The organism is Amycolatopsis sp. NPDC104775, assembly GCF_055583325.1.
This window is the reverse complement of record NZ_JBVJOE010000004.1, coordinates 752,821-770,999: the sequence shown is the minus strand read 5'-3', so window position 1 is coordinate 770,999 and position 18,179 is coordinate 752,821. Positions and strand designations below refer to the sequence as shown.

Sequence of the window (18,179 nt, the reverse complement as noted above, 5' to 3'; positions counted from 1 at the left end):
CCGAACACCCAAAAGAAAAAAAAGAAGAAGGGTGCCCCTCCCCCTCTCCCCCCCCCCCCCCCCCCCCCCCCCCCCCCCCCCCCCCGCGCCGTCGTCACAATCCAGCTTCGGGGTGCCCCCACCGAGGCCCACGCGCAATGTCGCCCCCAGGCGACGAGCAGACCCCCCACCTACTCCGCGACCGGCGCCCCAGTCTTCTCCCGAACTTCCTCCAGAGAAACCCCAGGCGCCAACTCCACCACCTTCAACCCATCCTCAGTAACATCCAACACAGCCAAATTGGTGATAATCCGATTCACCACTCCAGCCCCGGTCAACGGCAACGTGCACTTCTCGACAATCTTCGGCGTCCCGTCCTTGGCCGTGTGGTCCGTAATAATCACCACCCGACGAGCCCCAGCGACGAGATCCATCGCCCCGCCCATCCCCTTGACCAGCGCCCCGGGCACAGTCCAGTTGGCCAGATCCCCATTGGCCCCCACCTGCAACGCCCCGAGCAGCGCCAGGTCGATATGCCCGCCGCGGATCATCGCGAACGACTCCGCGGAATCGAACAAACTGGCCCCAGGCTGCAACGTCACCGTCTGCTTCCCGGCGTTCACCAGGTCCGGGTCCTCCTCCCCCTCCCAGGGAAACGGCCCCAGCCCGAGAATCCCGTTCTCGCTGTGCAACGTCACCTGCACACCGTCCGGAATATGATTGGCCACCTGCGTAGGAATCCCGATCCCGAGGTTCACGTAATCGCCGTCCCGCAGTTCGCGAGCGCCGATCGTGGCCATTTCGTCCCGACTCCAGCTCACGCCGACGCCTCCTCGCGCACGCGCACAGTCCGCTTCTCGATCTGCTTTTCCCGCTCGGTCGCCTGGATCAGCCGCTGGATGTAGATCCCCGGCGTGATGATCCGCTCCGGGTCGAGGTAGTCGTCCGAGATCTGCTCGGCCTCGGCGATCGTGACCTTGCCGCAGGTCGCGACGAGCGGGTTGAAGTTCCGCGAGGCGTAGCGGTAGATCAGGTTCCCGGCCGGGTCCGCGACGTAGGCGTGCACCAAAGAAAGGTCCGCGACGATCCCGCGTTCCTGCACGTAGGTGACCCCGTCGAACTCGGCGTGCGGCTTGCCCTCGGCGATCGGCGTGCCGACCCCGGACTTGGTGTAGAACGCCGGGATGCCCGCGCCGCCGGCCCGCATCCGCTCGGCGAGCGTCCCCTGCGGGGTGAACTCGACCTCGACGGTGCCGTCGAGGTACTGCTGCGCGAACAGCTTGTTCTCGCCCACGTACGACGCGATCACCCGGCGCACCTGCCGGTTGTCGAGCAGAATGCCGAGCCCGGCCCCGTCGACTCCCATGTTGTTCGAGACGATCGTCAGATCGCGCACGCCCGAGTCCCGGACCGCCTCGATGAGGTCGTTCGGGTTCCCGGTGAGGCCGAAGCCCCCGACCGCGATCGTCAGCCCGTCCTCGAGCAGCCCGTCGAGGGCCTCCGCGGCGCTGCGGTACTTCGTCGGCACGGCATCCTCTCCACTTCGTCCGGTGAGTGGTCAGTCCCCGCATACAACCCAGCGCGGCCGAAACGGGTCAACCGACACGCCGGGATCCCCGGCAAACCTCTCGCGCACCGAACACCCGCGCCCGATGCGTTCACTGAGCGGACGTACCCTCGACTCCGTGCCCTCCTCGCCTCCCGACCACGTAGTCGGACGCGTGTCCGCGGTCCTGCGCGCATTGTCCACCTACCGCGACGGAGCGTCGACCTCTCAGCTGGCGCGCCAGTGCGGCCTGGCCCGGCCGACGGTGCACCGGCTGCTCGCGTCGCTGGCCGCCGAGGGCTACGTCGACCGCGACCGGCAGAGCGGCCGCTGGTACCTGGGCCCGGAGCTGTACCTGCTGGGCGAGGCGGCCGCCCCGCGCTACGACGTGACGCAGCAGGCGCGCGCGAGCGTCCACCGGCTGGCCGCGGCCACCGGCGAAAGCGCGTTCTTCTCCGCCCGCCGCGGCAACGAGACAGTCTGCCTGCTGCGCGAGGACGGCGACTTCCCGATCCGGTCGTTCGTGCTGTACGAGGGCGCGCGCTTCCCGCTGGGCGTGGTGTCGGCGGGACTGGTGGTGCTGTCGATGCTGCCGGACCGGGAGGTCGAGGAATATCTGTCCACAGTGGACCTGACGGCCGGATGGGGCCCGGCGCACCGCGCAGAGGACATCCGAGCCCGGATCGCGCGGACGCGGGAGGACGGGTACTCGACCAACCCGGGGCTGGTGGTCGAGGGAAGCTGGGGAATGGCCGCGGCGGTGTTCAACCCGGCCGGGGAACCCGCGTGGGCGCTGACGCTGACCGGGGTGGAGTCGCGGTTCCGGGCGGAGCGGCGGGGCGAGCTGGGGGCGTTGCTGCTCAAGGAGGCGCACGCGTTGACGAACGTGCTTCGGCAGCCCTCCGAGACCTAGCCAGCGAAGTTCTCCGCACGAGAACGCCGGTCGTCCCGGCGGGCTGCGCTCCACTGACCGCCCCACGCACCGGCGAGTGCCGCGGCAGCACTGACTACCGCGCTGAGCCGGTTGTCAGCTGCTTCGACAACCGCTCACGAAGCAGTAGCGGCGTTCTCCGCGTCGTAAGCCGCCCGGGCAGCTGTCACCTGGTCCATGTTGCGCCGGGCCCACTGGTCGAGCAGTTCCAGCGGTTCGGCGAGGTTGCGGCCCAGCTGGGTCAGTTCGTATTCGACCTTCGGCGGGATCACCGGGTACGCGGTGCGGACCAGGATGCCGTCGCGGACCAGGCTGCGCAGGGTTTGCGTCAGGACCTTCTGGGAGATGCCGTCGACGCGTTTGCCGATCTCGGTGAACCTCAGCGGGCCGTCCGTCAGGGCGCCGACGATCAGCACCGTCCACTGGTCGCCGATCCGGTCGAGCAGCTGGCGCGTCGGGCAGTCGCGGTCGTATGGATTTCCCAGCACGGCGGCCTCCTCACTCTCCGCAAGAGAGTAACACTCTCCCAGGCCAGCAGACTTTGCCGAACCCGAACATCCGGCCCACACCGCTCGTACATCCGCGCGACGGGTGGAATCGGATCCGGGAGGACGAGGACGATGCGGCTGGCACTGGCGGGCTGCGGGATCGCGGCCGGACTGCTTCTGGCCGGGCGCGAGCGTAGTGAGCACCAGCCGCTGGCGCGCATCGCCGATTTCGGCCGGGCAATACCTGCCTGGGCTTGCCTGGTCCCGGGGCTATCTGGTCGGAGTCAGTTCACGCATCCGCTCGCGGTCGTCATCTTCGGTTGCGCCGGGGTGCCCGCCGGAGGGGTCGGCGTCGTGGTCTCCGCGATCGGCCGCACCGCGCCCCCGCTGCTCGACGACGGGTGGACCGTTCCCGAGTCCGGCGTTCCCCCGGAGGCCGCGACGTCCGGCGAGCTGATCTGCGTCCGCACGAATTCCCGCACCTGCGCCGGATCCACCTTCACCGCGTCCCCGTCGGACGGAGTGGCCAGCGACAGGCTCTGCACCGGAATCGTGCCGAAGGCGATCGCTCCCGAGCTGAGGCCGTGCAGTTGCTGGGCGAAGCTCAGCAGGTTCCAGCCCTGATCGAGGGTGACCGAGCCTTCCAAAGCGTCCACAAGGGACGAAAGACGCGCGGGATCGGTGAACGTGCCGGAGCCGAGGACGGTTTTCGCCATCGCCGACATGAAGGCTTGCTGCCGCGCGATCCGGTCCAGGTCGCCGTTGGGCAGGCCGTGCCGCTGCCGGACGAAGGCGAGCGCCTGGGTGCCGGAGACGGTCTGCACTCCGGCGGGGAAGTCCGCTCCGGAGAAGGAATCGTGCACCGGTGCTTTCAGGCACACCTGCACCCCGCCGACCGCCTGGCTCAGCGCGGCGAACCCGGAGAGATTGACCGCGGCGTAATGGTTGATGGTGAGCCCGGTGAGTTTCTGCACCGCGGCGATCGCCGACTTCGCCCCGGCCGCGTCCGCGGCGACTTCCAGCTGCGGGCCGCTCATTCCTTGCTGAGCGAGCTTTCCTCGCTGATCGGCGCGGGCGCGGCTGTAGGCGGAATTGATCTTGTGCTTGCCGTAACCCGGAATGTCCACATAGGAATCACGCGGGATCGAGATCGCGGTGGCGGCCGCCCCGCCCGCCGGGACGTGCACCACGATCATCGTGTCGGTGGTGTTGCCGCCGTCGTCTCCCCCGCCCGCGTGCAGCGCGTCGAGCACGTTCTGCGGCAACGGCGTCCCGTCCGGTTTGGTGCGCGAATCGAGACCCACCAGCAGGATGTTCTGCGCGACGGTGAGCGGTTCCCCGGCCGGAGCGTCCGGAACCTGCGCCGACGGCGCGATGACGTCGGCGGTGACGAGGCTGGTGTCCAGCCGGTGCAGTTGCGACCACGCGAATCCGGTGGCGCCCAGCACCAGGGTGGACACCACTCCCAGCACCGCACGGCCGCCGATCCGGCGGCCCCGGGACGTGATCAGCACGGCCGGTTCCTCGCTTCCCCGGGGACGGATTTCGACCCCCGCGTTCGAGGATCACCGCGTTAGCTGGGAATAGCCTGAGAAACCTGTCGCGAAGATGTGATGCTGCCCGTTCGGCCGAGCGCGCGGCGACAGCCGGTATCCCTTCGGGCACAGGGAGTTCAGCGCGGCATCCGCCGCCACACCGCGCGCGGCACGAACCGCATCGCCGCGAACACCAAGCGCAACACGCCCGGCACCCACACCACTTCGCGGCGCTTGCGCAACGCGGCGACAGTCGCGTCGGCGACCTGATCGGCGGTGCTGGAGAACGGCGCGGGAGACATCCCTTCGGTCATCCGGCCGATCACGAAGCCCGGGCGGACCAGCAGCAGGTGGACGCCGGTGCCGTGCAGCGCGTCGGAAAGCCCGGACGCGAAGCCGTCGAGGCCCGCTTTCGCCGAGCCGTACACATAATTCGCCCGCCGCACGCGAATCCCGGCGACCGACGAGAAAACGACCAGGTTTCCGGAACCCTGAGCACGCAACAGTTCCGCCGTGTGAGTGAGCACCGACACCTGCGCGACGTAATCGGTGTGCACAATCGCGATGGCGTGCGCCGCGTCGCTCTCCGCGCGCGCTTGGTCGCCCAGGATGCCGAACGCCAGCACGACTGTCTCGAGTGGCCCGTGCTCGGCGATGACGCGGTCGAGCAGAGGGCGGTGCGCGGAGAGGTCGTCGGCGTCGAAGTCCTCGGTCGCCACCGTCTCCGCGCCTGCCTCGCGCAGGGCGGCCGTCTGTTCGTTCAAGTCCGCGCCCGGTCGTGCGGCGAGCACGAACCGCTTCGCGCCCCCGCGCGCCAGCCGGACGGCCACCGCCGTCCCGATCTCGCTGCGTCCGCCTAGCACCAGCACCGTTCCGCTCACGATGGGTGAGTCTGCCAGCCCGTTCCCTGACGGGTTCGAGGTGGCCTGCTTCACAAACTGCAACTTTGCAGGCTCTGCAAGATCTCGCTACGCTGATCCAGTGCCTCCCCCCGGACTGCGCGAGCGGAAGAAGCTCGAAACCCACCGCACCATCGCCCTCGCGGCGCTGCGGCTGATCGACGAACGTGGTCTGGACCAGGTCACCGTCGACGACATCGCCGCCGAGGCGGGCGTGTCCGCGCGCACGTTCTTCAACTACTTCGCGGCCAAAGAGGACGCGGTGCTGCTCGCCTACGCCGACCACGCGGAACGGGCCGAGCGGACGATCTCCCGGTTCGTCGCGCAACCGGCCGGGCTCGGCGCCTTCGCGGCGTTCATCGCCACCGTCCGGGAAGATCTTGCCGACATCGAGCGCGACCGCGACGAGTGGCTGACCCGGTTGCGCATCATCCACGGCGATCCCTCACTGCTCATTCGCGCGACGGTGCTCAGCTCCGGTTCGCGGGAGCCGATGATCGCGGCGATCGCCCGGCGCTGCGGCACCGACGCCGAAGCCGACCTGTTCCCCTCGCTGCTGCTCGCGGTCGCGGGCGGAGTGCTCAACACCGCGCTCAGCCGGTGGGCCGCCCAGAACGGGACCCGGCCGCTGCTCGAGATCTTCGACGAGGCCGCCGCCATCGCCGCCGCCGGTCTGCCCGACCCTCGCTGAAACCCTCCCGAACCTTCCTGAGTCCGGAAAGGACTGTCCATGTCCCTGTCCACCGCGGAGTCGCCCGCTTCGTCCCCGGCGATGAGCCACCGGCAAGTGCTGCAGGCGATGTCCGGCCTGATGATGGGCATTTTCGTCGCCATCCTGGCGTCCACTGTGGTCGCGAACGCCCTGCCGCGGATCGTGTCCGAACTGGGCGGCAGCCAGTCGTCCTACACCTGGGTCGTCACCACCGAACTGCTCGCGATGACCGCGACCGTCCCGCTCTGGGGCAAGCTTTCCGATCTGTACAACAAGAAACTGCTGATCCAGCTCTCGCTCGGGCTGTTCGTGGTCGGCTCGCTGGTGGCCGGGCTCGCGCAGAACATCGACGTGCTGATCCTCAGCCGGATCGCCCAGGGCGTCGGCGGCGGCGGGCTCACCGCGCTCGCGCAGGTGATCATGGCGGCCATCGTTTCGCCGCGAGAGCTGGGCAAGTTCTCCGGCGTCTTCGGCGCGGTCTTCGCCGTCGGCACGGTGGCCGGCCCGTTGATCGGCGGCGTGCTCGTGGACACCTCGTGGCTCGGCTGGCGCTGGTGCTTCTTCCTCGGCGTGCCGTTCGCCCTCGCCGCGATCCTGTTGCTGCAGCGCACTTTGGACCTGCCGACCCTGCGCCGCGAGGTGCACGTCGACTACCTCGGCGCGTTCCTGATCATGCTCGGCGTTTCGACGCTGCTGGTGTGGTCGTCGCTGGCCGGTTCGACCTTCGAATGGGGTTCCTGGCAGACCGCGGTGCTCGTGCCCGCCGGCGTGCTCGTGCTGGTGCTCGCGGTGTGGGTCGAGTCGAAGGTGCGCGAACCGGTCGTGCCGCTGGGGCTGTTCCGCAACCGCACGGTCACGCTCGCCACCGTCGCGAGCTTCCTGGTCGGCGTCGCGATGTTCGGCGGCACCGTGTTCCTGTCCCAGTATTTCCAGCTGGCGCTCGGCAAATCGCCGACGGTGGCCGGGCTGATGAGCCTGCCGATGATCTTCGGGCTGCTGGTTTCGTCCACCGTGTCCGGCCAGCTGATCAGCCGCACCGGCAAGTGGAAGCCGTTCCTGCTGCTCGGCGCGGTGCTGATGGCGGCGGGGCTCGGCCTGCTCGGGCTGATCGACGCGCACACCTCGCTGCTGGAGCTGAGCCTGTTCATGCTGGTGCTCGGCGTCGGAGTGGGCATGCTGAACCAGAACCTGGTGCTGGTGACGCAGAACGACGTGCCCGCGGCCGACCTCGGCGCGGCGACCTCGACGCTGTCGTTCTTCCGCAGCCTCGGCGGATCGATCGGGGTGAGCGCGCTCGGCGCGGTGCTGGCCAACCGGGTCGGCACGCTCGTCGCCGACGGGCTCGGCCCGGCCGCCTCAGCCGGGTCCGGCAGCGGCGGGAAGGTGCCCGACCTGGCGCAACTGCCCGCCCCGGTCGTCACGGTGATCCGGGACGCCTACGGTGTCGCGACGAGCGACCTGTTCCTGATCAGCGCGCCGATCGCGCTGCTCGTGGTGATCGCGGTGGCGTTCCTGAAGCACGTGCCGCTCAAGACGAAGAGCGGGATGGAACGGCTGGCGGACGAAGCTGCCTCGTGAGCGTTCCCGCCGGTTCAGGACCGGGCATCGGCGCTCACGAGCTACCGTTGCCCGGGTGACCAGCGACGAGGAGTTCGGCGCCCTGCTCGAACGGCATCGCCGTGAGATCCGCGTGCACTGCTACCGGATGAGCGGCTCGTTCGAAGAGGCCGAGGATCTCGCCCAGGAGGCGTTTCTGCGGGCCTGGAAAGGCCGTGCGGGCTTCGCCGGGCGGGCAAGCGTGCGGACGTGGCTCTACCGGATCGCGACGAACGTCTGCCTCGACGCGCTCGCCCGGCGGCCGCGGCGGGCGCTGCCGGACGAACTGGGTCCGGCGGCCGACCCGGCCGGCGAAATCTCCGCGCTCGACGTGCCGTGGCTCGGCCCGTTTCCCGACCTGCTGCTCGACCCCGCGGCGCCGGACGACACCGGCGCCGCGGTGGTCGAACGGGAAACCATCGAACTGGCGTTCCTCGCCACCATCCAGCTGCTCCCGCCGCGGCAGCGCGCCGCGCTGATCCTGCGCGACGTGCTCGATTGGTCCGCAAAGGACACTGCCGAACTGCTGGGCACTTCGGTGGCCTCGGCGAACAGCGCGCTGCAGCGGGGCCGGGAGACCTTGCGCGCCAAGCTGCCCGCCCGGCGCGCTGAGTGGTCCGCACCGGACACCACGACGGCGGAGGAAACGGCGCTGCTGCGGAAGTTCATCGCCGCCTACGAATCGGCGGACGTGCGGGCCGTGGCCGCGGTGCTGAGCGAGGACGCGCGTGCGGTGATGCCGCCCTATTCGCTGTGGTTCGACAGTCGCGATCGGATTCTCGGCGCGCTCGGGCCGAGTTTCGATCCCGGGTCGCCGTACTACCGGGGCAGTTTCCGGATGGTGCCGGTGCGCGCGAACCGGCAGCCCGCCGTCGCCGGATATCTGCGCCGGCCGGGCGAATCGGTTTATCGCGGATTCGGCGTCTGCGTGCTCACCGTCCGAAACGGACTGGTGACGGCGATGGCCGCGTTCGAAACGGCGGCATTGGCGCCGTACGGACTCGCCGAAACGTTCGAAGAATAAGAACGCCCGGGCGGTGATCGCGATGCCGCGATCGCCGCCCGGGCGCAACCACCGAGTTCCGGGCTTCATGCCGGTCGTGGTGGGGGAAACTGCTCGTGCCCTCGCCGCCGGGAAATGGTCACCGGCTCGCGGTCAGGCGACTCGATGCTGTGCGGCGGCGGAGCCGGTTCGCACCAGCTTCCGGCGCTCCAGCTCGGTGGTTCCCCCGAAGATCCCGTTGCCGAGACCGTTGTCGAGAGCATAGGAAAGGCATTCCGCGCGGACCGGGCAGCGTGCGCAGACCGCCTTGGCCTTCGCGACCTGCTGCGCTCCCGGGCCCATGTCGGAAATCGGGAAGAACAGTTCCGGGTCCTCGTCCTGGCACGCCGCGCGGGCGAGCCAGCTGGTGGCCGTGAGTTCCATTGTTGCTTTTCACCTCCTGTCCTCAGTGTCGAACCATGGTCAACCGAGTTCTCCGCGCGCACGGGCACGCCATGCCTTCGGAGGGTGTTCGGTGGGCTTTTCGGCCGAACCGCCCCGGGCCGCGAAAGACCCGGCGGACGACCGGCTTTCCAACTTACCACCGATCACCGCCCGGGCGGGAAATTTCGATTCAGCTCACATCGCGGACTCGGTTGCCGGCACCCGTGCTACGGACCCCGCACCGGACGCTCCGCGTCCCCGGAGTGCCCGGGTTTTCCTTTTACGCACACCGTTTCTCCCTTCCGCCGCGTTGCGGGTCGAGCAGCCCGTCTCCGTCAGGTACCCGCCATCCCCGGCGTTAACCACATTTCCGTGACCTGATCGTTACATCCCACGGGCGCGTCACCGCCACCTGTTCCGCGAGTGCGGATCGGGAGGGGGTGCGCGTGGCGGGGTTCGACGGCTTTTTCCGGGGCGATTTCCCTCGCCTCGTGGCGTTCCTGTGCACGGGCGGGCTCGGGCCGGGCACCGCCCGCGAGGTGGCGGTGGAGGCGTTCGTCCAGGAAACCGGGACGTGGCCGCCGCCGGGCGACCCGCGCGTGGCGGTGCGGCTGACCGCCTCCCGGCTCGCCTCCGAGCAGACGTGGTTCGACGGCGGCGCGCCGTCCGCGGACCCGCCAGAAGAGCGGCTGGCCGCCGTCGTGGAGCGCAACGCGCGCGGGGTCGAACTGCTTTCGACGCTGCCGGAGACCCAGCGCACGGTGCTGACCTGGGCGCTTGACGGCTTCTCGCCCGCCGCGATCGCCTCGGCGCTCGGCATGGCGGGCACCACGGTCCGCTCCAATCTGCGGCACGCGCGGGAACGGCTGAAACACCGGCTTGGCCTGGCCGGGCGCGAGGAGGCCCTGATGACCGCACTGCGCGAAGCCGAGACCGCGCTGGTCAACGCGCTGCGCTCGGCGCTCGACGTCGAAGAAGCGTTGACCCGCGTGAAAACCGAAGCGACCGCCTTGGCCGCACCGCGGGTCCCGGCTTGCCGGTTCGGCTTCGACGGCCCGGTGCGCGCCGCGGTCGAGGGCGATCCGGACGCCGCGCAGGAACTGCTCGCGGCGGTGCAGCCGCTGATCGTGCGCTACTGCCGGGCGCGGCTGGGCGGAAGCGACGCGTACGCCTCGGCGGACGACGTGGCGCAGGAAGCCTGTCTGGCGTTGCTGACCGCGCTGCCCAGCTATCGGCAGCAGGGACGGCCGTTTCTCGCCTTCGTGTACGGCATCGCGCAGCACAAGGTGGCGGACGCGCATCGGGCGCACGCACGCAACCGGACCGAGCCGGTGGCCGAGATACCGGAGACGATGGATCTCGCCGACGGGCCGGAAGACCGCGCGCTGCGCACCGAACTGAACCGGCACCTGGCCCGGCTGCTGCAGATGCTTCCGGAGCGACAGCGGGAAATCGTGTTGCTGCGCGTAGTAGTCGGGCTCTCCGCCGAAGAAGCGGCCGAAGCGGTCAGCTCCACTCCCGGCGCGGTCCGGGTCGCCCAGCACCGCGCGTTGCTGCGCCTGCGCTCAGTCCTCGAACGACGGCGGCGCTGACCCGATCCGCGCCACCACGAACTCCGCCAGCGCCTCCACCGGGCCCTCGCTGCCGTCCCTCGACAGCAGGACGAAATCCACGTCGCCCGGGTCCGGGAGACCGAGCCCGGCGGGCAATGCGGCCAGATCGGCGGGCACCAGGCTCCGCGCGTGCACGGTGATCCCGAGCCCGGCGGCCGCCGCCGCGCGCAAGCCGGTCAGGCTGGAGGTCTGACAGGCCGCCCGCCATTCCAGCCCGGCGCGCTCCAGCGTTTCCACCGCCAGCTGCCGGGTGACCGACGGCATCGGGTACTGCACGAGCGGCACCGGCTGGCCGGGCGTGAGCTCCGTCGCGGCCGAGCCGATCCACACCAGCGGTTCGCGGCGCAGCAGCCGACCCGGGCCCGGCGCGCCCGGGCGGCGTTTGCCGAGCACCAGGTCGAGCCGTCCGTCGGCGATCCGCCGGGCGAGCACATCGGACAGTTCCACGTGCAGTTCGACGTCCACCAGCGGATGGCTTTCCCGCAGCCGCCGCAGGATTTCCGGCAGCTCGCCGAGCGCGAAGTCCTCCGACACCCCGAACCGGACCCGGCCGCGCACCTGCGCGCCGCGGAAATGCCGGGCGGCGCGCTCCTCGGTGTCCACAATGGTCTGCGCGAAACCGAGCATCGCCTGCCCGCGCGCGGTGAGGTCGACCGCGTGCGTGTCCCGGGCGAACAGCAGCCCGCCGGCCTCGGACTCGAGCCGCCGGATGTGCTGGCTGACGGTGGGCTGCCCCACCCCCAGTCGCCTCGCCGCCGCCGTGAAGCTGCGAGTTTCCGCCACGGCGAGGAAGGAACGGCACAACCGCGGATCCAGCATGCGGCCATGTTATCGGATTTCGCAATGACAGTCAGTACGGTCATCGGGGTTCCGAATGACCGGCGGCGGCGGGAGAATCGGCCGGGAAAGGAGATCCACCGTGCTCGCTTCGTTCGCCCGCCCCGTCTCGGCCCTGCTCGCCAAGCTGCGGATCGACCCGTTCATCGCCCTGATCCTCGTCACCGTGGGCATCGCCTCGCTGCTGCCGGCGTCCGGCGCCGTCGCGACCGGGTTCGGCGGGGCGACCAAGATCGCGGTCGGGCTGCTGTTTTTCCTTTACGGCGCAAGGCTTTCCAGTCAGGAAGCGGTCGAGGGGATGCGGCACTGGCGGTTGCACGTCACGGTGCTCTGCGCCACTTTCGTGCTTTTCCCGCTGCTCGGGCTCGCCGCGTCGGTTCTCTCCCCCGGGCTGCTGACCTCGCCGCTGTACACCGGCGTGCTGTTCCTCTGCCTGCTGCCCTCGACCGTGCAGTCGTCGATCGCGTTCACCTCGATCGCGAAGGGCAACGTCGCGGCGGCGATCTGCAGCGCGTCGCTGTCCAATCTGCTCGGCATCGTGCTGACGCCGCTGCTCGTCGCGCTGCTGCTGGCCACCGACGGCCCGGGCGTGAGCGGTTCGGCGGTGCTGGACATCGTGCTGCAGCTGCTGGTGCCGTTCGTGGCCGGGCAGCTGGCGCGCCGCTGGATCGGCGGATGGGTGCAGCGGCATTCCGCGCCGCTCAAGATCGTCGACCGGGGCTCGATCCTGCTGGTGGTCTATACCGCGTTCAGCGAAGGAATGACCGAGGGCATCTGGCGCCAGCTGGACGTCGGCCCGCTGCTGGTGCTGGTCGCGGTCTGCTGCGTCCTGCTGGCGGCGGTGCTCGGCGCGACGAGCGGGGGCGCGCGGCTGCTCGGGTTCGGCCGGGCGGACCGGATCACGATCATGTTCTGCGGTTCGAAGAAGAGCCTCGCGAGCGGCCTGCCGATGGCGACGGTGCTGTTCGGGCACGCCGAGGTCGGGCTGATCGTGCTGCCGCTGATGCTGTTCCACCAGATCCAGCTGATCGTGTGCGCGGCGATGGCGCGCCGGTACGCCCGGCAGGCGGCCGCGGCGGAGCAGGGGGACCTGGCCCCGGTCGGCTGAACCGCAGCCTATTCACGCGTTCCGATCGCGTCCACCGGCCGGACGCGCAGGGCGAACTTGGCGGGCACGAGCACCGACGCGGCTCCGACCAGCGCGGTCGCGGCGACGATCCCGAGGTACAGCAGCGGCGGGATGCTCGGGACCGGCGATCCGGTGAGGCCGAGGCTGACCGTGGCCAGCGGGAGCAGCGGCACCGCAGTCCCCACCGCCACCGCGATCAGCACCACCGTCAGAGCCTCGATCCGGAGCACCTTCAGCACCTGGTCCCGCGTCATGCCGACCAGGCGCAGCAGCGCGAACTCCCGCGTCCGGGCCAGCGTGGTCATCACCAGCGTGTTCGCCACCGCCAGGGCGAGGTAGGCGAAGACCAGCACCAGCGGCAACGCGCTGCTCAGCGCCGAAGCGGTCGCCGCGTCGCGTTGTTCTTCGGACAGGCCGGCCTTGGCGGACACGGTCAACCCCGGGTACTTCCCGGACAGGCTCGTCAAGCCCGGCTCCAGATCCGTGCCCGGGCGCGCCCGCACCAGGATCTGCTGGGCCAGCTGCCGGGAGCTGTGCGCGAACACGTCCTCGATCGCCAAGGTGACGTCGCCGAATCCGCTGCCCCGCTGGTAGATCGCGGCGACGGCCGGGGTCGCCGCGAAGCCGTCCGGGAAGTTCAGCGTGATCCGGTCGCCGACTCCGGCGCCGAGGGTGCTCGCCGCGCTCGTGCTCAAAGCCACCTTTCCCGAAGCCAGATCGGCGAGATTTCCCGACGAGACAGCGAGATCCATCGTTTCAGCCGCGTTGCCGGCGGTGATGCCCTGTGCGAGAAAGTCGAAGATCTCCGGCGAATCGAGCACCTTCGCCGAGGCGAACACCTGCACCCGCGTCACGCCGGTCGCGGCCTCCGCACCAGGCAGTGCGGCCGCGTCCCGGACCGCGTCGTCCGGAAGCCCGCCTGCCGCGCCGGTGAGCGTGTACTGCGCGATGATGCCCTCGTCAGCCTGGTCGGCGGCCGCGGCGCCGAGGGTCGTGGGAATGAACAGCTGCACGCACGCGAACCCGATCGCCAGCACCAGCGGTCCGATTCCGGCGGCCAACCGGCGCGCGTTCGCCCGCGTGTTGGCGGCGGCGAGGCCGCCGTACTCCTTGAACCGCCGGGTGATCGGCTTGGCCAGCAGCCTGGTCGCGAACGCGGCCATCGGCGGCGCCAGCACCAGGATCGCGACGATCATCATCAGCCCGCCGCTGCCCGCGCCCGCGACGGCGAAGACGCCGGAGAAGAACACCGGGAGCAGCGACGCGGCGAAACCGAGCAGCAGCAGCGCAACCCCGAGCGTCCGACGTCCAACGCTGATCCCCGGTTGCTCGAGGACAGCGTCGCTCAACGCCTCGACCGGCCGCACCGACGAGGCTTTCCACGCCACGGCGAACGTCGCGATCTGCGCCGTTGCCACCCCGGCGAGCACAGCCACCAGCATTGGCAGAATTCCTGCGGAGAAAGAGAAATCACTCGGCACGACGCCGATCAGGACGAGCGCGCCCCGCAACAGCTGCGCGGCGAGAATGCCGGGCAGGCACCCGATCGCCGACGCCACGACCGACAGCACCAGAGCTTCCGCGGCGAGCATTTTCCAGATCTGGCGCGGGGTCGCCGCGATCGCGCGCAGCACGGCCAGTTCGCGGCGGCGCTGGTGGACGCTCAGCGCGAGAGTGCTTGCCACGACCAGAATCGCGATCAGCAGCACCGTGCCGCCGAGCGAACCCGCGATCTCCTGCAGAGTGCTGCTCGCTGAGGCGACGTCGGGGTTTTCGACGCGGCTGCGGTCGTCGCCGGTGCTCACTTCCGCTTCGGAGCCCAGCGCGGCGCTCAGCCGGTCGGCCAGCTCGGCGGGATCGACGCCCGGAAGGGGAAACACGCCGACGGCGTCCACCCGGTCGCCGCGCCCGGCAAGGCTTTCCGCTTCCGCGTCGGCGAAAAACACGACAGGCGTGCGGAGTTCTCCGTCCACACCGGACAGTTTCACCACGCCTACGACCCGGTATTCGGCGGCGGCTTTGGTCGTCTGGATCCGGACGGCGGCTCCGGCTTCCCCGGCCGATCCGGCGTCCAGCACCACCTCGCCCGGCCGCTGCGGAGCGCGGCCCTCGACGAGATCGAAGCGACCCAGCCGGGCGCTCGACCACGGATGCCCGGCCGCGGCCGGGTCGCCGGTCCCCAGCACCGCGGGGAAGCTCACGTCCGGCACCACCGAGCCGACGCCCTCGGCAGCGGCGATCTTCCGCACTGTCTCGCGGGTCAGCGGCGCCGGTTCCTTGAGCGGCTTGGACTTGGCCTTGCCGTTTTCCCGCACCTCGAACGATTTCGCGCCGCCGACGACCACCGGGACCCCGGCGTACCGCTGCGGAGCCACCCCGGTTTCCGCGCCGGACTGGAGGAGAATGCCGAACGCGGTGACCAGCATGGCCGCGCCGAGCAGAGCGACGAACGCGCCGGCGAAGCCGGAAGCGCGCCCGCGCAGCGTTTTGACCGCCAGTTCGAGCATCGCTCACCACTCCCCGAGCGTGGTCATCCGCTCGGCCACGCGATCCGGGGCGGGCTCGGTCATCTCGTCGGCGAGCGCACCGTCGGCGAGGAAGACCACGCGGTGCGCATACGACGCGGCTACCGGATCGTGCGTCACCATGACCACCGTCTGGCCGGTCTCGTCCACGAGCTGCCGCAGCAGTCCGAGCACCTGGCGGCCGGTCCGGGTGTCGAGCGCGCCGGTCGGCTCGTCGGCGAACACCACCTCGGGCCGCGGCGCGAGCGCGCGGGCGATCGCCACCCGCTGCTGCTGCCCGCCGGACAGCTGGGCCGGGCGCCGGTCCAGCCGCCCGGTCAGCCCGACGCGGCGCACGACCTCGTCCAGCCAGGCCTGATCGGCGGTCAGCCCGGCCATCCGCATCGGGAGCGAGATGTTGTCCGCGGCGGTCAGCGACGCCAGCAGGTTGTAGGACTGGAAGACGAACCCGACCCGCTCGCGGCGGAGCACGGTCAGCCCGGTCTCGTCCAGGCCGGCCAGGTCCGTGCCGCCGAGCAGCACCGTTCCGTCGCTCGGCCGGTCGAGCCCGGCGGCGCAGTGCAGGAAGGTGCTCTTGCCCGCGCCGGACGGGCCCATCACCGCGGTGAACGACCCGCGGCCGAAACGGACCGTCAGGTCGCGCAGCGCGGTCACCTCGTTCGCGCCGGAACCGTAGGTCTTGCGCACCGACCGCAGCGACACCACGTCGTCCGGCGGGGTTCCGGTCCGGACCGGTGCCGGGCGTTGCCGTTTCTCGCGTGCCACTTCGTCCTCCGGGTGCGGTGCTGGTGCTTTTCCCGGACGCTACGGAGCCGGGGACCCGCCGGACAGCACGTATCCTGCAGATCCCAGGTGCAGAAAACTGCACCTGCCGAGCGGATCTTCGTCAGGGGGGCGGATGGAGCCGGCGAACCTGTCCGGCGTCCGGGGTTATCTCGCCGGGTTCGGCGTTTCCTTCCGGTACCTCGCGGTCGGAGCCGCCATCGGCCTCGGCGGCCTGCTGCTCTTCTGGCTGACCGCAGGAAGCCTGCTGCTGAGTCTCGTTGGCATCGGGCTGCCGCTGGTGGTGCTGCTCGTCCCGCTGCTGCGCCGGTTCGCCCGCGCGCAGCGGAAACGGGTCGAACGGCTGCTGGGCACACCGGTGGGCGAGAATTACGCTCCCGCGTCTGGTTCGCCGCTCGGCGTCCTCAAAGACCGTGCGGTCTGGAAGGACCTGGCGTTCCTGACGGTCGGCACCCTGGTCGGCACCCCGCTGTGTTTCGTCGGGCTGAGCCTGCTGTCCGGCGCGCTCTGCTGGGGCACCGCGCCGATCTGGTGGACCATCCTGCCGCCCGCCGCGCATCTCACGTTCCGGCCGGTCACCAGCTGGGCCCAGGCGTTCGGCGCGACCGGAATCGGCCTGCTGTACGCCACCGGACTGGTCCTGCTCGTGCCGCTGCTGGCGCGCGGGCACGCGACGCTCGCCCGGGCATTGCTGCGCCCGCCGCGCGGCAGCAGGCACACCCGCCGGATCGAAGAGCTGACGGTCAGCCGGGCCGAAGCCCTCGAAGCGCATGGCGCCGAACTGCGCCGGATCGAACGGGACCTGCACGACGGCACCCAGGCCGGGCTCGTCGCGATCTCGCTGCGGCTCGGGTTGATCAAGCACGCCCTGCGGAATCAGCCGGACAACGCGCTCAGCCTGGTCGACGACGCGCAGGAGCTGACCGAGCACGCGCTGGCGGCGCTGCGCACGATCGTCCGCGGGATCTATCCGCCGCTGCTGACCGACCGCGGCCTGGCCGGCGCGGTGCGGGCGCTCGCGTCGAGCAGCGCGGTCCCGGTCGAGGTCGAGGTCTCGGGCACGCGGCAGGCTCCGGCCGCGGTGGAGGCGGCCGCCTACTTCGTGGTCGCCGAGGCGCTGACGAACATCGCCAAGCACAGCGGGGCCGACCGAGCATGGATTACGCTCGCGCTCGACCGGGAAAGGATCAGGATCACTGTGCGGGACAACGGGAAGGGCGGAGCCGCGGAGAACTTCGGCACCGGGCTGGCCGGGATCCGGCGGCGCGTCGCGGCGTTCGACGGCGGCTTCGCGCTGAGCAGCCCCGAAGGCGGCCCGACGGTGCTGCGGGCGGAGCTGCCGTGCGCGTCGTGATCGCCGACGACAACGCCTTCATCCGGGAAGGCCTGGCGTTGATGCTGTCCACGGTCGGCCACGAGGTGTGCGCCGTGCTGGAACGCGGGCCGGACGTGCTGCCCGCGTTGCTGGAGCACCGGCCCGACATCGCGGTGCTGGACGTCCGGCTGCCGCCCGGCTTCGCCGACGAGGGGCTCCGCGCGGCCGCGGCGGCCCGCGAGCGAATCCCCGGCCTGCCGGTGCTGATGCTCTCGCAGTACGTCGAGCACGCCTACGCCGCCGAACTGCTCGCCAACGGCGCGTCCGGCGTCGGCTACCTGCTGAAGGACCGGGTCGGGCGGATCGAGGAGTTCCGCGAGGCGATGGACCGGGTCGCCGCGGGCGGCACGGCGATGGACCCGGAGGTCATTTCGCAGCTGATGGCGCGCCGGCTCGGCGCGAACGCGCTCGACGTGCTCAGCCCCCGCGAACGCGAGGTGCTCGCGCTGATGGCCGAGGGGTACGGCAACGGCGCGATCGCCGAAAAGCTGTTCATCGCGGAAACGTCGGTGAACAAGCACGTGGGCAACATCTTCGCCCGCCTGGGGCTGTCCCCCGGGACGGGCGACCACCGGCGGGTCCGGGCCGTGCTCGCCTACCTCAACGCCTAGCCCGCGGCGCCTGCACGGAAAACCAGTGGAGGCGCGTCCGGGCCCGCGGCTACTCTCGCCCGACCAGTGTCGCCCAGGTCAGGACGTGCCGTTGTACATCGCGTGAGGCATCCCAAGCTCTGACTTCGTCGCGCGCCGCCGTTGAGCGTCGCGCTTCTTCGTGCTGCGGAATTCTCACTGGAATCGGTGTACTC

17 protein-coding genes are annotated in these 18,179 nt (G+C 70.5%); 8 read left to right on the top strand and 9 right to left on the bottom strand.

All coding sequences use genetic code 11. The annotated features are described in order from the left end of the window. Positions 1-170: 170 nt before the first annotated feature. Both ACZ63D_RS22100 and ACZ63D_RS22095 read right to left on the bottom strand, forming a co-directional pair. Positions 171-800 carry a CoA transferase subunit B gene (locus ACZ63D_RS22100; protein WP_465356200.1) on the bottom strand — a complete coding sequence of 210 codons (630 nt, stop codon included), beginning with the start codon at positions 798-800 and terminating at the stop codon, positions 171-173. Beyond that, positions 797-1,507 (bottom strand): CoA transferase subunit A, encoded by a 711-nt coding sequence (locus tag ACZ63D_RS22095; RefSeq protein ID WP_465356199.1) that lies wholly within the window; start codon positions 1,505-1,507, stop codon positions 797-799. The genes ACZ63D_RS22100 and ACZ63D_RS22095 overlap by 4 nt, the downstream gene beginning before the upstream one ends. Before the next feature lie 157 nt (positions 1,508-1,664). Here ACZ63D_RS22095 and ACZ63D_RS22090 point away from each other — a divergent pair, with 157 nt between their 5' ends. Continuing rightward, positions 1,665-2,438, top strand: coding sequence for an IclR family transcriptional regulator (locus tag ACZ63D_RS22090; protein ID WP_465356198.1), 774 nt, complete (start codon positions 1,665-1,667; stop codon positions 2,436-2,438). Between the two features lie 134 nt (positions 2,439-2,572). On the opposite strand, the gene ACZ63D_RS22085 is transcribed toward ACZ63D_RS22090, so the two are convergent. The 3 genes from ACZ63D_RS22085 to ACZ63D_RS22075 form a co-directional block, all read right to left on the bottom strand. After that, entirely contained in the window at positions 2,573-2,944 is a 372-nt protein-coding gene (locus ACZ63D_RS22085; RefSeq protein ID WP_465356197.1) for a winged helix-turn-helix transcriptional regulator, read from the bottom strand. Positions 2,945-3,228: 284 nt separating this feature from the next. Continuing rightward, positions 3,229-4,458 carry an LCP family protein gene (locus ACZ63D_RS22080; RefSeq protein ID WP_465356196.1) on the bottom strand — a complete coding sequence of 410 codons (1,230 nt, stop codon included), beginning with the start codon at positions 4,456-4,458 and terminating at the stop codon, positions 3,229-3,231. A 158-nt stretch (positions 4,459-4,616) separates the two neighbouring features. Then, positions 4,617-5,360 carry an SDR family NAD(P)-dependent oxidoreductase gene (locus ACZ63D_RS22075; RefSeq protein WP_465356195.1) on the bottom strand — a complete coding sequence of 248 codons (744 nt, stop codon included), beginning with the start codon at positions 5,358-5,360 and terminating at the stop codon, positions 4,617-4,619. Between the two features lie 100 nt (positions 5,361-5,460). On the opposite strand from ACZ63D_RS22075, the gene ACZ63D_RS22070 reads away from it, so the two are divergent. From ACZ63D_RS22070 to ACZ63D_RS22060, 3 genes are all read left to right on the top strand, one after another. After that, complete coding sequence (locus tag ACZ63D_RS22070; protein ID WP_465356194.1) at positions 5,461-6,069, top strand: TetR/AcrR family transcriptional regulator; 609 nt, start codon at positions 5,461-5,463, stop codon at positions 6,067-6,069. Between the two features lie 81 nt (positions 6,070-6,150). Beyond that, entirely contained in the window at positions 6,151-7,668 is a 1,518-nt protein-coding gene (locus ACZ63D_RS22065; protein WP_465356308.1) for an MDR family MFS transporter, read from the top strand. After that, on the top strand, positions 7,658-8,710 hold the full coding sequence (locus tag ACZ63D_RS22060; protein ID WP_465356307.1) for an RNA polymerase subunit sigma-70: 1,053 nt from the start codon (positions 7,658-7,660) through the stop codon (positions 8,708-8,710). Before ACZ63D_RS22065 ends, ACZ63D_RS22060 begins: the two co-directional genes overlap by 11 nt. Before the next feature lie 132 nt (positions 8,711-8,842). Here ACZ63D_RS22060 and ACZ63D_RS22055 read toward each other — a convergent pair whose 3' ends face one another. Beyond that, positions 8,843-9,112 (bottom strand): WhiB family transcriptional regulator, encoded by a 270-nt coding sequence (locus tag ACZ63D_RS22055; protein ID WP_020660750.1) that lies wholly within the window; start codon positions 9,110-9,112, stop codon positions 8,843-8,845. Between the two features lie 446 nt (positions 9,113-9,558). Between ACZ63D_RS22055 and shbA the strand changes: the two genes are divergently transcribed. Further along, complete coding sequence (gene shbA, locus ACZ63D_RS22050; RefSeq protein WP_465356193.1) at positions 9,559-10,704, top strand: RNA polymerase sigma factor ShbA; 1,146 nt, start codon at positions 9,559-9,561, stop codon at positions 10,702-10,704. Here shbA and ACZ63D_RS22045 read toward each other — a convergent pair. Next, on the bottom strand, positions 10,678-11,544 hold the full coding sequence (locus ACZ63D_RS22045; protein ID WP_465356192.1) for a LysR substrate-binding domain-containing protein: 867 nt from the start codon (positions 11,542-11,544) through the stop codon (positions 10,678-10,680). The genes shbA and ACZ63D_RS22045 overlap by 27 nt on opposite strands. Positions 11,545-11,644: 100 nt before the next feature. On the opposite strand from ACZ63D_RS22045, the gene ACZ63D_RS22040 reads away from it, so the two are divergent. Further along, entirely contained in the window at positions 11,645-12,670 is a 1,026-nt protein-coding gene (locus ACZ63D_RS22040; protein ID WP_465356191.1) for a bile acid:sodium symporter family protein, read from the top strand. A gap of 8 nt (positions 12,671-12,678) precedes the next feature. Here ACZ63D_RS22040 and ACZ63D_RS22035 read toward each other — a convergent pair whose 3' ends face one another. Both ACZ63D_RS22035 and ACZ63D_RS22030 read right to left on the bottom strand, forming a co-directional pair. Then, positions 12,679-15,198 (bottom strand): FtsX-like permease family protein, encoded by a 2,520-nt coding sequence (locus ACZ63D_RS22035; RefSeq protein ID WP_465356190.1) that lies wholly within the window; start codon positions 15,196-15,198, stop codon positions 12,679-12,681. A 3-nt stretch (positions 15,199-15,201) separates the two neighbouring features. Beyond that, complete coding sequence (locus ACZ63D_RS22030) at positions 15,202-15,918, bottom strand: ABC transporter ATP-binding protein (RefSeq protein ID WP_465356306.1); 717 nt, start codon at positions 15,916-15,918, stop codon at positions 15,202-15,204. Between the two features lie 196 nt (positions 15,919-16,114). Between ACZ63D_RS22030 and ACZ63D_RS22025 the strand changes: the two genes are divergently transcribed. Together ACZ63D_RS22025 and ACZ63D_RS22020 are read left to right on the top strand one after the other, a co-directional pair. After that, entirely contained in the window at positions 16,115-17,353 is a 1,239-nt protein-coding gene (locus ACZ63D_RS22025) for a sensor histidine kinase (RefSeq protein ID WP_465356189.1), read from the top strand. After that, positions 17,341-17,985: a LuxR C-terminal-related transcriptional regulator gene (locus ACZ63D_RS22020; RefSeq protein ID WP_465356188.1), complete on the top strand. Its 645-nt coding sequence runs from the start codon at positions 17,341-17,343 to the stop codon at positions 17,983-17,985. The genes ACZ63D_RS22025 and ACZ63D_RS22020 overlap by 13 nt, the downstream gene beginning before the upstream one ends. The last annotated feature ends 194 nt before the right edge of the window (positions 17,986-18,179 follow it).